The organism is Scytonema sp. UIC 10036 (assembly GCF_009725235.1).
Map to the genome: position 1 here is coordinate 13,630 of NZ_WJFC01000019.1, position 12,181 is coordinate 25,810.

11 protein-coding genes are annotated in these 12,181 nt (G+C 40.8%); 4 read left to right on the forward strand and 7 right to left on the reverse strand.

Features of this window, described 5'->3' with window-relative positions:
• Positions 1 to 108 precede the first annotated feature (108 nt).
• Positions 109 to 522, reverse strand: a complete 414-nt coding sequence (locus F7734_RS11370; RefSeq protein WP_155744756.1) for an AbrB family transcriptional regulator — start codon at positions 520 to 522, stop codon at positions 109 to 111.
• Between the two features lie 453 nt (positions 523 to 975).
• Between F7734_RS11370 and F7734_RS11375 the strand changes: the two genes are divergently transcribed.
• Positions 976 to 1,419, forward strand: a complete 444-nt coding sequence (locus F7734_RS11375; protein WP_155744757.1) for an RrF2 family transcriptional regulator — start codon at positions 976 to 978, stop codon at positions 1,417 to 1,419.
• Positions 1,420 to 1,500: 81 nt separating this feature from the next.
• On the forward strand, positions 1,501 to 2,463 hold the full coding sequence (gene cbiB / locus F7734_RS11380) for an adenosylcobinamide-phosphate synthase CbiB (protein WP_155744758.1): 963 nt from the start codon (positions 1,501 to 1,503) through the stop codon (positions 2,461 to 2,463).
• Between the two features lie 29 nt (positions 2,464 to 2,492).
• Here the strand turns inward: cbiB and F7734_RS11385 are convergent, their stop codons facing one another.
• Positions 2,493 to 3,104 (reverse strand): IS607 family transposase, encoded by a 612-nt coding sequence (locus F7734_RS11385; protein WP_155744759.1) that lies wholly within the window; start codon positions 3,102 to 3,104, stop codon positions 2,493 to 2,495.
• A 21-nt stretch (positions 3,105 to 3,125) separates the two neighbouring features.
• Between F7734_RS11385 and F7734_RS11390 the strand changes: the two genes are divergently transcribed.
• Together F7734_RS11390 and pyrR are read left to right on the forward strand one after the other, a co-directional pair.
• Entirely contained in the window at positions 3,126 to 3,290 is a 165-nt protein-coding gene (locus F7734_RS11390; RefSeq protein WP_155744760.1) for a hypothetical protein, read from the forward strand.
• A 168-nt stretch (positions 3,291 to 3,458) separates the two neighbouring features.
• Positions 3,459 to 4,007, forward strand: coding sequence for a bifunctional pyr operon transcriptional regulator/uracil phosphoribosyltransferase PyrR (gene pyrR / locus F7734_RS11395; protein WP_155744761.1), 549 nt, complete (start codon positions 3,459 to 3,461; stop codon positions 4,005 to 4,007).
• Positions 4,008 to 4,182: 175 nt separating this feature from the next.
• Here pyrR and F7734_RS11400 read toward each other — a convergent pair whose 3' ends face one another.
• From F7734_RS11400 to F7734_RS11420, 5 genes are all read right to left on the reverse strand, one after another.
• Positions 4,183 to 4,572 (reverse strand): nuclear transport factor 2 family protein, encoded by a 390-nt coding sequence (locus F7734_RS11400; protein WP_155744762.1) that lies wholly within the window; start codon positions 4,570 to 4,572, stop codon positions 4,183 to 4,185.
• A 115-nt stretch (positions 4,573 to 4,687) separates the two neighbouring features.
• Positions 4,688 to 6,580, reverse strand: coding sequence for a response regulator (locus F7734_RS11405; RefSeq protein ID WP_155744763.1), 1,893 nt, complete (start codon positions 6,578 to 6,580; stop codon positions 4,688 to 4,690).
• A gap of 17 nt (positions 6,581 to 6,597) precedes the next feature.
• On the reverse strand, positions 6,598 to 7,044 hold the full coding sequence (locus tag F7734_RS11410) for a response regulator (protein WP_347566169.1): 447 nt from the start codon (positions 7,042 to 7,044) through the stop codon (positions 6,598 to 6,600).
• Between the two features lie 109 nt (positions 7,045 to 7,153).
• Positions 7,154 to 9,268 (reverse strand): GAF domain-containing protein, encoded by a 2,115-nt coding sequence (locus F7734_RS11415; protein ID WP_155744764.1) that lies wholly within the window; start codon positions 9,266 to 9,268, stop codon positions 7,154 to 7,156.
• A gap of 80 nt (positions 9,269 to 9,348) precedes the next feature.
• Positions 9,349 to 12,165, reverse strand: coding sequence for a PAS domain S-box protein (locus tag F7734_RS11420; protein WP_155744765.1), 2,817 nt, complete (start codon positions 12,163 to 12,165; stop codon positions 9,349 to 9,351).
• Between the last annotated feature and the right edge of the window lie 16 nt (positions 12,166 to 12,181).

Consider the following 12,181-nt stretch of genomic DNA (forward strand, 5'->3'; position numbering starts at 1 on the left):
CCTTTGTCCTTTGTCATTAGTCCTTTGTCATTAGTCTTAAACTCATGACCAATGACCAATGACCAATGACCAATGACTAATGACCAATGACTAATGACCAATAACTCTTTAGACTAAAGCTTCTATCGCCTCAGCACCTTCTCTCTCTTCAGAGTCTATTTGCCTCAAACGAATGTGTTTTTTGCCTAAAGTAATGACAAACTCGTCTCCAGGCTTGAGATTCATTTGTTTTGTGTAGGCTGAACCTATCAATAAGTTACCGTTCGACTGCACGCTGATTCTATAGCTAGCACTGCGTCCGCCTCGCCCGTTTGCACTAGGAGCACTGTCTAACTGAATGCCCTCAGCATCAATTAGGGCATTTAAGAATTTCATCATGTTGACGCGCTCGATACCGTTTTTGGTTACGGTGTAGTAGCCGCATTGTTTAGCTTTTTCTTCTTTGCTGAGGTGCTCTAGCTCTTTGACTTTTCTGAGCAGATCTTCTCCGACTAGGGGTTCAATTTTTTTCTGTTTAGCCATCAACTTAATTCACAAACGAATGGTCAAATAGGATTAATCGACTTTATTTTAGCTGAGGTTGAGGTAATGCGAGCAGAAACCTTTTATTTTCCTCTTAGCTTAGCTAAGTATATTACATCTTCACAGCAAAATTTTGCGATCGCACTTCATTTTTCCAATAGAATATAGTCTAAAGAAGATACATAATGGTGATAGCTATAGTTTTTAAGTTTTTGAAGACTGTCACCCCATGTTTGTTTAAGTTTCCTAAACCAAGCTACAAGGGTTGCCTACTTGCAGCAATTGCGATAATTGGCACACAGAATGATAAGCAAAACTGAACTTTAGTCCTTTGTCCTTTGTCAAAAGTCCTTTGTCCTTTGTTCTAACCAGTGACCACCTGACCAGCGACCACCTGACCAATGACTAATGACTAGTGACCACTTGACCAATGACTAATGACTAATAACTAAAATGAAACTAACGACCAGAGGACACTATAGTGTAAAAGCATTGCTTGATTTGAGCTTACAGCCAGAATACGGCCCTGTATCTACTAAAGTCATCGCCGCACGCCAAAATATCCCAGCGCCTTACCTGGAGAAACTACTAATAGAAATACGTCGTGCAGGGCTGGTAAAATCTATTCGCGGTAGCATCGGAGGTTACCAACTTGCGCGATCGCCCTCACAAATTTCTTTGGGAGAAATTTTAGAAGCAGTCGGTGAAACGATTGAACCTTTACCCCATCACCAAGCTTCTCCAACACAAGCAGAAGATTGGGTAACTCACACCCTGTGGAAGAGATTGCACCAAAAACTGAAAGAAGCGATATACAGTATTACTCTGGCAGATCTTTATTATGATGCTCGGAGTTGGCAAGCTTCTCTTGGCGAAGAAGCTAGTTTTATTGTTTAATAGAGTCGTTAGTGGTTAGTGGTTAGTGGTTAGTGGCAAATCACCACTAACTACTAACTACCAACTACTAACCAACGATAGATGACCTCTACTGTTGTTCTCATTGTCGCTGCTACTATAGATTACTTAATAGGCGATCCTTGGGGTTTACCCCATCCAGTCCAAGTTATGGGGTGGAGCATTTCTCGCCTCACAAAATTTGCTTTAACCTATTGTCATGATTTTGTGACACAACGCATAGCAGGAATTGCGATCGGTATCATCTTAATAATTGGTAGTGGCATTATTGGGTACTTCCTTATTCTAATTACCAAATTGTTGCATCCACTTTTGGGAATAACATTGGAGTGTGTACTGTTAGCCAGCTGTTTTGCAGGTCGAAGTTTGAGAGATGCAGCTCAAACAGTTTTACAAGCTTTAACAACAGGAAACTTGTCAGAAGCACGCGTTCTTTTAAGTAACTATGTTGGACGAGATACCGATAAATTGACAGAATCAGAAATATTGCGAGCTATTCTAGAAACGGTAACAGAAAATGCTACTGATGGAGTCATGGCTCCTCTTTTCTATGCAATTGTCGGTGTATTTGTGCCAATTGTAGGCCCTACTCCCCTCGCTTTAGCATATAAAGCAAGTAGCACTCTTGATTCAATGATAGGTTATCGAGAAGCTCCATATACATATTTGGGATGGTTTAGTGCTCGTGTAGAAGATTGCTTAACTTGGATTCCGTGTCGTTTGACAGTATTCACTCTTGCACTTCTTTCTGGGAAACCCTTGTACGTTTGGCAAATTTGCCGTCGAGATGCGATCGCCGATCCGAGTCCCAACTCCGGTTGGAGTGAATGCGTCTACGCTGCTATTTTGGGCGTACAGGTGGGGGGTACGAACTGGTATCGAGGCGTTGCAAAGCACAAACCTTTGCTTGGAGACGCAAAGAATCCCATTACCGCAAGTTCTATTGCTCGCGCCCTACAACTCACCCGCTTTTGTTTTTTGCTTTGGTTGAGTATAGCTAGTATTATAAATTACATCTTAGCTTGATAAAGTATAATCAACTCTGCACAAGTTTGTCAAACCGATTCTTCCATCTCGATTAGCTTTTTTATTTCAGTTTTGTACTTGCGTAAGCTATAAAGCCTTGAACTGAAGCAATGAATAATTGCGAGGAGGTCTTCTACTAATTCTTGTTGTGGAGATAATGTTAATTGATTGACAACGGTAATGCTACAACCATACCAAGAGCAGAATTCTTCTATAAACTCGAATCCAAAACGGCATAATCTATCTTTGTGTGCGATAATTATATGGGAAATTTCTCCCATCCGTACTTCCTTCATTAAATTCAAAAAATTTTTGCGCTTAAAATTCAGTCCACTACCTAAATCTTTAATCCAATCATCTACGGCTATTCCTGCATTTACAGCATATGTCTCCAAGGCTTGCCTTTGGTGCTCTAAATCGGCTTTTTGTACTTGAGTGGAGACACGGTAATAAACCACCGTTTTTCCTTTTTTTGATGGCGATTCTAGGTTGAGGGCAATTGCTATATCTTCATCTATGTAATATCGTTGATTTCCTTTTCCTCTTTTTGCTGGTAATCTCCCTTCTCTATCCCACCGTCGTAATGTCGATGTTGACTTTCCAATAAGAACTGCAAATTCGTGTGGTCTGTATACAGCCATTTAATTTATCCACTCAACAATATGGACAAGTTTAGCCTATATTGGAGAACTTTAGACAATAAAAGTACTATTGAGGAGCGAGCGATAAGCCGGGTACGGCTTGCGCCAAGGGCGATCGCACAAGTCACGGGGCTATCAGTTGAGCAGGTGCAGCAGTTACAAACACAACTTCAGCTCAAAAGTTGATGCCATATTGTAACGAGAGTAGTACACACCTCAAGTAAAAACAGGTAATTATTAATATAGGGAATAACTAAAAGTTAGGAGTGAGCCGTGAAGAGTGAGGAGTTGTACACCCCTTTATTCACAAAGTCTTATTCCTGACCCCTTGCTCTATATTCAGGGTATCAATCTATGGTTTTATCAACTCAAGCCAAAGTTGTTGAAATTCTCTCACCACAGGAACTCCGTCGTACTGCCAATCGCCTTGCCTCTCAAATTATAGAAAAAACGCCAATCATATCCCGACTGGCTTTAATAGGTATTTACACCAGAGGTGTGCCATTAGCTCATATGTTGGCACGTCAAATTGAGGCGCTTGAAGGTGTAGCACCAGAAGTAGGAGCATTGGATATTACATTTTATCGTGACGATCTCGATCGCATAGGGTTGCGGACGCCTATAAAAACCTATATCCCATTTGACCTGACAGGTAAAACAGTTGTTCTCGTAGATGACGTTATTTATAAAGGGCGGACAATTCGTGCAGCTTTGAATGCAGTGAATGAATATGGTAGACCCGAGTCAATTCGTTTAGCAGTACTAGTGGATAGAGGTCACCGTGAAGTACCAATTCATCCAGATTTTGTTGGCAAGCAATTGCCCACGGCAAAAGATGAAATTGTTAAAGTTTTCTTACAAGAACTTGATGGACGAGATGGTGTTGAGCTGATTGGAGATTAAGAAAGACAAGGGAGACAAGGGAGACAAGGTAGACAAGGGAGACAAGGGAGACAAGGGAGACAGGGTAGACAGGGTAGACAGGGTAGACAGGTAGACAGGGTAGACAGGGTAGACAGGGTAGACAAGGGAGACAAGGTAGAAGATTCTACCTTGTTCCCCTTATCCCTCAAGCTCTTCAGCGCATCACTGGGCTAGCATGATGGTGAACTAAGTACCACTTACCACCCAGAAGTTCAAATACGTTTGTTGCTATGGATTGAGCTTTAAGTTTTCTTCCATTTGCAATTTGGAGAACATTTTCTATCAAGACAACATAAGCAATGTTCTCGCGAACCTCTGTAGTAATGATGTCAGTATCAATCTCAACATAAGCCGTATTTTTAAAGATGTTTACCCAGGAACTCTGAATATCTTTCCAACCCTTTAACACATTCCAGCCTGGGTGGATGCAAAGACTAGCTGTTCCTTGCGACCACACTGCGCCCATTGCTTCGATATCTTTTTTTTCAAAAGCTCGGTAGAAAGCGTCGTTAACCGCTAAAATTTCAGAACGTTGATTGGTCATAATTATACAATTTTGCCGAAAATTCTATTTGCTAAGTCCTTAATGTAATGGGCTGTCTTCCACACGTACTAACTTAACAATTAACCATTAGCCATTAGCCATTAGCCATTAGCCATTAGCCATTAGCCACTAGCTCTTTAATAGCGAACAAAAGTTGCTTTGCTGTGTACGGTTTGGGTAAAAAAGCTTTCACCCCGACTTCTGTAATGGCATTAATCTTTTCAGTGGAGGCAAGCCCGCTAACGGCAATGATTCTCACTTCTGGATTAATCTTTTGGAGCGTGCGAATGGTTGTCAACCCATCCATGGATGGCATGACCATATCTGTCACAACAAGAGATATTTTATCTCGATATTCAGCATAAAGGGCAATTGCTTCAATGCCATCACCAGCCACAATTGCTTTATAATTATGGCTTTCCAAGGATGTTTTGGTCACATCTCGAATTGAATCTTCGTCATCTACAACCAAAATCAATTCTCCATTACCGCCTGGTAAATCCGTTTCTCGATCTTCAAGAGGTTCTATAGCTTCTTGTGCTGGTAAATACACTCTAAACTCGCTGCCTTTGCCCTCTTCGCTGTATACGTTGATAAAGCCGTTGTGACTTTTGACAATACCAAGTACCGTAGAAAGACCTAGACCCGTACCTTTACCAATTTCTTTTGTGGTAAAAAATGGTTCAAAAATGCGGTCTACAATCTCAGCTGGAATACCAATTCCAGTATCTGCAACAGAGATGACAACAAAAGACCCAACACGAGCATCCATGTGCATTCTGGCGTAGTTCTCGTCAACTAAAAGATTCTCAGCAGAAATGGTTAGGGAACCTCCATTGGGCATAGCATCACGAGCATTCACACATAAATTCATTAAAACTTGATGTAGTTGGGTAGGGTCTGCAGAAACAGGCCAGAGATTTTGCGGTACTTGACAGGAAAATTCAATGGATTTGGGAAATGTTTCTTTCACAACTTGCTGGATTTCTCTAAGCAAGTGAGTTAATTGTAAAAGAGTGCGATCGCCCTCGATACCGCGAGTAAAAGAAAGCACTTGCTTGACTAATTTGGCTCCCCGTTTGGCGTTGGATATCAAAATAGGTAATAGCCGCTTGCTGCGTTCATCATGGAGTTGTGATTCCAGAAGCTGTGCTGTCATCAAAATAGGCGCAAGAACATTGTTCAGGTCATGAGCAATCCCGCTTGCCAAAGTCCCAATACTCTCTAAGCGTTGGGTACGGAAAAATTGTGTTTCCAGTTCTTTTTTTTCTGTAATATCACTATTAACCACTAGGATAGTTTGTAGTTTTTTCTCAAACTCCTGTACTAGCGTCCAGCGACTTTCAACAATAATTTGTTTGCCTAACTTGGTTTTTTGATGTAGCTCTCCTTCCCAAGAACCATTTTTCATTAAAGTATTAATAGCGAGTTGTACTTGTGCTTTATCTTTTTCTTCCCAAAGTTCTAAAGTTTTCTTACCAATCGCCTCAGCAGCTTGCCAAGCATAAAGATTTTCAGCTGCTTTATTCCAAAATAAAATTTTCTTCTCTAAATCACAGACAAAAATTGCGTCTGTGGCAACATCTAGTAAAGCTGCCTGTTCGCGTATTTTTAATTCTGCCCTTTTGCGCTCAAAAGCATAGCGGATGGCACGTTCGAGGAGAGGCGCAGTTAATTGACCTTTTTCTAAATAATCTGCTGCACCTGCTTTCATTGCCTCAATGTCTATCTCCCTGTCTCCTTTACCTGTCAGTAAAATAACTGGGGAAGAACAGCCTAAAGATATAACTTCGCGCAACAAGTCTAACCCATTATGCGCTCCCAAACGGTAATCAACAAGATAAATATCATGTTGATGTGCTGTTATTGCCTCCTTTGCCGACTCATAAGTACTCACCCATTCCAACTTGCAGTGGCAAAGCTGGAATTCCCGAAACCAATCACGAGTTAACGTGTAATCATCTTCGTCATCATCAACAAGAAGAACTTTTATGGGGATCTGCTTCATTTTTCTGCCTTCCTTTTTTATAGTGGCAGTTCTACAATGTCAAACCAGTATTTTCCTATTGTCCTCATCACCTCAACCAAAGATGTGAAATTCGTCGGTTTGATAATGAACGAATTCGCACCCAAATCGTAAGTACTGTGAATATCTTCCTCTGCCCTAGAGGTCGTTAGCACAACAATCGGAATTTTTCTGAGTTGAGTATCAGATTTAATTTCTTTGAGGGCTTCACGACCATCTTTTTTAGGCATATTTAAATCTAGCAAAATTAAACCCGGACGGGGTGCATTATTTTTGTCGGCGTACTTACCACGCCATTTGAGATAATCCATTAACTCTTCACCATCAGTGACAATGTACAATTCATGAGTCAATTGACTTTCTGTCAATGCCTCACGAACTAACATACGGTCATCCTCATCATCTTCAGCCATCAAAATTGTGATGGTTGTATGCCGACCCTTCACTCTATATTCTCTCCTTTTGAGGGTTTATCGTTAATCGACTGTCAAAATACAACCAATAGAGGATTTAGGTTGTAATATCTTTATACCCATGGAAGTATGATAAACCTTATCAATGAAAAGCGAGCGAAACAATAAATTTTGAGCCTTGACCTAATTGGCTGTGTGCAGTAATGCTCCAACCGTGACGTTCCACAATTTTGCGGGCAATGGCTAAGCCCATACCCGTTCCTTCATATTCGTTACGACCGTGCAAACGTTGAAAAACATTGAAAATGCGATCGAGATACTTTTCGTCAAATCCAATACCATTGTCTTCAATAATCAGTTGCCCGTGTTCGGCAGCATCTTGTTGAGTGTAAATTTTAACGACAGGTGAAATGTCTTTGCGGTGAAATTTTAAAGCGTTACCAATAAGATTTTGGAGCAATTGGCGCATTTGTAGCGGATCTGCATGAACGGGAGGCAAATTCCCGACTTCCACACGCGCTTCTGTTTGTAGGATACTTATTTCTAAATCGGATAATACCTCTTGTGTTACTTGACTTAGATCCACTCGCTCAAAAGGTTTTGCCCTAGTTGTGACTCGTGAAAGCGTAAGTAAATCTTCGATTAAAGCTTGCATTCGGCGGGTTGCATTCTGCATCCGTTCCAAATAATCTTGCCCCTGTTCGGTCAATGTATCACTACAAGTCACTTTCAAGCGTTCTCCAAAGGTTTTTATCTTACGCAGTGGTTCTTGCAGATCGTGAGAAGCAATAAAGGCAAATTGTTGCAGTTCCTCATTCGAACGAGTCAGTTCTTGTCTTTGGCGAGTTTCTTGTTCTAAAAGCTGGGCTTGCGCTAGGGCAATTCCTATTTGATCTGCTAACTGTCGTAAAAGTTCGGTTTCCCAACTCGTCCATTCCCGAGGATGGGCGCATTGATGGGCAATGAGCAATCCCCACAGTTTGTTCTTTAAAAGAATTGGTACAACTAAGTTAGCTTTAACACTTAATTTTTGCAAAAATTCTAGGTAGCAAGATGCAATTTTCGCTTGTCGAATGTCGGTGACAGAACTGATGCGTCCCTGACGGTATTGTTGAACGTAATCCTCGTTAAAGCAGGGTTCCTGAATATTGTGTCCGAGAACGCTAAGAAACCCAGAAACAACTGCCTCTTGCACAATGACTCCCGTACCATCGGACAGCAATCGAAAAATTAAGACTCGATCTGCTTGCAACAAATGTTGAACTTCTGTAACACTTGTTTGAAGAATTTCATCAATTTGTAAAGACTGACGAATTTTTAGCGTGATGTCAGAAAATAATTGCGATCGCTGTTCGTTTCCTCTGAGCACATCTTCAACTTTCTGGCGTTCAATAGCATTAGCCAGCATATTTGTCACGGCTTGCAAGAAATAAACATCTTCTTTACTAAAATTGCGCGATCTTGTTGTGTGTACTTCCAAAACTCCAAAAGGGTTCTCTTTACCATGAATTAACAACGAAACACTACTAACTATAGAACCGTCGTGTGGTAGTTGTGGTTTGCCAAAGCGTGTTTCCGTTCGGAAATCATTAACAATCGTGGGTTCTTTAAAACGCAGGGTATAGCCAGCTTGAGAATCACTTCCAACACTTACCGTTGCTTTTCTTACCAGTTCTGAATGCCAACCAGATCCTGCCACCAATCGCAAGGTACTACCATCCGGCAAAAGTTCCAAAATATGACAAAACTCTACCTTAAGGCTGTGGGAAACAAGAGTCACAGTTTCTTGCATCAATGTCATCAAATCCAAACCAGCTAATGCCATTTGACTGAGTTCTGCCACTAGCGCCTGACGATGGGCATAGACTTCCAATTCTTGCATTGCACGGCGGGCTTCCAATATGCGGCGCACTCGCTGACGCAAAACCTGCCATTGAATTGGTTTAGTAATGTAATCAGTGGCACCAGCAGCAAAAGCTTTATCTACAGAGACTTGGTCGTAAAGAGCAGTAATCATTAATACGGGTGTTGTTGCACCACCAGGAAGTGCCTGCAATTGACTACAGCAGCTAAATCCATTCATAACTGGCATCACGGCATCTAACAGCACCATATCTGGTTGTTGTTCCGTGTAAACAGCTAATGCCTCCTCGCCATTAGCCGCCTCTACGACTCGATACCCTATTTGCAGCAATAGTTGTCGCATTTGTAACCGTATTATACTATCATCATCTACAACCAGTATTAAATTTGTCATTTGTCATTAGCAATTAGCAGTTAGCCATTAGCCATTAGCAATTAGCAATTAGCAATTAGCAATTAGCAATTAGCCATTTGTCATTTGTCACTGTTAATAATAACACTATGTAAAGTTTGTAATAATTCCTGTGCTGTGTATGGTTTAGGTAAAAATGCTGTTATTGGAGATTTTGTCTCAAAGGGAACTTGTTCGCTGGTTGTCAGTCCACTAACAGCAATAATGGGTAGAAGTGGGTTCATTTTTTGTAATGCACAAATGGTCGTTGCTCCATCCATGTTTGGCATCATCATATCGATAATAGCTGCACTAATTTTATTTTTATACTGAGCATAAATCGCTAATGCTTCTATCCCATCACTAGCCGTAATGACTTTATAATTATGATTTTCTAAAGAAAGTTTGGTAATTTCTCTCACAGCCGCTTCATCGTCTACAACCAAAATTCCTTCTCCATATCCTATAGGTACTTTTACATTTTCTACCTGCTGTGTTTCTCCTGTTTGAACGGCTGGTAAATAAATCTTAAATTTTGTCCCTTTACCTATACTGCTTGATACACTGATAAAACCACCATGACCTTTAACAATTCCCATCACTGTTGAAAGTCCAAGCCCCGTCCCTTTGCCAAACTCTTTGGTGGTGAAAAATGGTTCAAAAATTCTATCTAATAGTTTGTTGTCAATTCCTACTCCTGTATCGGTAATTGTAAGAACAATATAAGAGCCTTCTTTAGCATCAAGATTCATTCTGACAAAGTTTTCATCAATCAAGATATTCTTCGCAGAAATTTTTAAAGTTCCACCTTTTGGCATTGCATCTCGCGCATTAAGACACAAATTCATTAAGACTTGATGCAATTGGGTGCTATCACCTCGCACAGGTAATAAGTCTGTCTCAACTTCTGTTTCAAGAGTTATGGATTTGGGAAAGGTTTGCTCAACAATTTGCTTCATTTCTGAAATCAGATGCTTGATTTGGAGGACAGTGCGATCGCCTTCTATTCCCCTTGCAAAAGCGAGTACTTGTTTTACCAACTCGGCACCTCTTTTGGCATTATTTTCTACAATTGTCAATATTTGCTGAGTGCGTTCATCGCGACCTTTGGCTTTCAGCATTTGTACTGACATTAAAATAGGAGACAAAACATTATTGAGATCGTGAGCAATTCCACTTGCCAAAGTCCCTATACTTTCCATACGTTGAGCGCGTAAAAATTGCTTTTCTAGTTGTTTTTTCTGAGTAATATCAGTGTCTACAACAAGAATAGATTTGTGTTGAGAATATTCATCTCGGACTAATGTCCAACGACTTTCAACTATTATTTCTTGACCAAATTTAGTAATTTTTTGTAATTCACCTTGCCAAAAACCATGCTCTAAAACGCTCTCAAAAATTTCTAAATGTTGCGGGCATATTTCTCGATACAAAATTTCATTGGCATTCCTACCAATTGCTTCTTGTGCTTCCCATCCGTAAATTTTCTCAGCACTTTTGTTCCAAAGCAAAATCTTATTATTTAAATCTCGGACAACAATGGCATCAGTTGCGATATCAAGCAGTGCAGCTTGTTCGCGGATTTGCTGTTCTGCTACCTTGCGACAAGTAATATCTTCAAAAATATACAACCGTGCAAAATACTGGTTGTTTTCATCGCGGATACGTCTGGAAAAACGCCGAATAACCCGACCATCATTTAATATAAGTTCATCTTCGCAATCGCAAGTTTCGCTTGGCAAAGATTGGCAAGAAGTAAAAGGGGAGATATCTGTAAATTGGTGGCAAACTTCCATCACATCCTGGTGTTTAAGTTCACCGCATTCCATTTGCGTTTTTAGGTGTTCGATTTTCCAAATTTCGCAAAAGCGTTCGTTGAAATACAGAATTTCTCCATTACGGTGGTCTACAACATAAAATGCTAAAGGAGAAACACCAGTCATTGAGCGCAAAAGTGCTTCTTTCCAGCGTAATGTTTCTTCTGATTGCTTGCGTTCGGTGACATCTTCCACAATATAAGCAAAACGCCTTGCTGTGGTGGAACTTTCCACGATAGTAGAGACTGTAGCTTTCAGCCACCTGCTCCCTTCAAAAGTATGTTGAGGATATTCAAAGGTTACGGGTAATTGGGTACTTTCTGCCTGACGGTAGTAATTAAGCCAGTGGCGCACGGATTCTTGTGACAAACCCAGATCTTTGGAAAGGCGATGCTGCATTTCGCCTGGGGCGATGCCGAAGAATTTTGCTGTTGCAGTGTTATTGGAAATATGTAAAATGTCATCATTGACCAGTTCAACGACTCCCATCATCATTGGCGAACTGTCAAAGAAACTGCGGAGGACAGATTCACTTTGCCGCAATGCTTGTTGTGCTTGTTTGTACTCTGTTTTAATACTTGCTACTTCTGTTAAATTACGACGGAGTTCTAGTTGTCTCATCACTAAGCGAGCGATCGCTTTGAGTGACTCTAGCTGTTCTGTTGTAATATGAGAACGCGGTACACTATCGACGACACATAAAACTCCGATAGTTTCCCCTTCTGGTGCAATCAAAGGGACGCCTGCATAAAATCTTACGTAGGGTGCAGAGGTGACGACAGGGCTATTGGAAAACCGTTCATCAGCCAAAGTATCGAGAATAATCAAGACATCAGACTGTACAACACAGAAAGGACAAATACCGAAATCTCTGGGCATTTCTTCGAGATCTGTCCCAACTTTGGCTTTAAACCATTGACGGTTAGCGTCAATAAAATTGATGAGCGCAATTGGTGCAGCACATACTCGAGCAGCTAGGAATGCCAAATCATCAAATGCCTGTTCTGGTGAAGTGTCGAGAATATGATACTGATGGAGAACTTTTAGCCTCGTTGCTTCATTTTTAGACAAAATAGAGTTCATTGATATATTTCCTAGT

Excerpts from the sequence above, each read along its gene's own strand:
- F7734_RS11420 (WP_155744765.1), bottom strand. The coding sequence starts at position 12,165 with ATGAACTCTATTTTGTCTAAAAATGAAGCAACGAGGCTAAAAGTTCTC.
- cbiB (WP_155744758.1), top strand. The coding sequence starts at position 1,501 with ATGACCTCTACTGTTGTTCTCATTGTCGCTGCTACTATAGATTACTTA.
- F7734_RS11385 (WP_155744759.1), bottom strand. The coding sequence starts at position 3,104 with ATGGCTGTATACAGACCACACGAATTTGCAGTTCTTATTGGAAAGTCA.
- F7734_RS11375 (WP_155744757.1), top strand. The coding sequence starts at position 976 with ATGAAACTAACGACCAGAGGACACTATAGTGTAAAAGCATTGCTTGAT.
- F7734_RS11400 (WP_155744762.1), bottom strand. The coding sequence starts at position 4,572 with ATGACCAATCAACGTTCTGAAATTTTAGCGGTTAACGACGCTTTCTAC.
- F7734_RS11415 (WP_155744764.1), bottom strand. The coding sequence starts at position 9,268 with ATGACAAATTTAATACTGGTTGTAGATGATGATAGTATAATACGGTTA.
- F7734_RS11370 (WP_155744756.1), bottom strand. The coding sequence starts at position 522 with ATGGCTAAACAGAAAAAAATTGAACCCCTAGTCGGAGAAGATCTGCTC.
- pyrR (WP_155744761.1), top strand. The coding sequence starts at position 3,459 with ATGGTTTTATCAACTCAAGCCAAAGTTGTTGAAATTCTCTCACCACAG.
- F7734_RS11405 (WP_155744763.1), bottom strand. The coding sequence starts at position 6,580 with ATGAAGCAGATCCCCATAAAAGTTCTTCTTGTTGATGATGACGAAGAT.
- F7734_RS11390 (WP_155744760.1), top strand. The coding sequence starts at position 3,126 with ATGGACAAGTTTAGCCTATATTGGAGAACTTTAGACAATAAAAGTACT.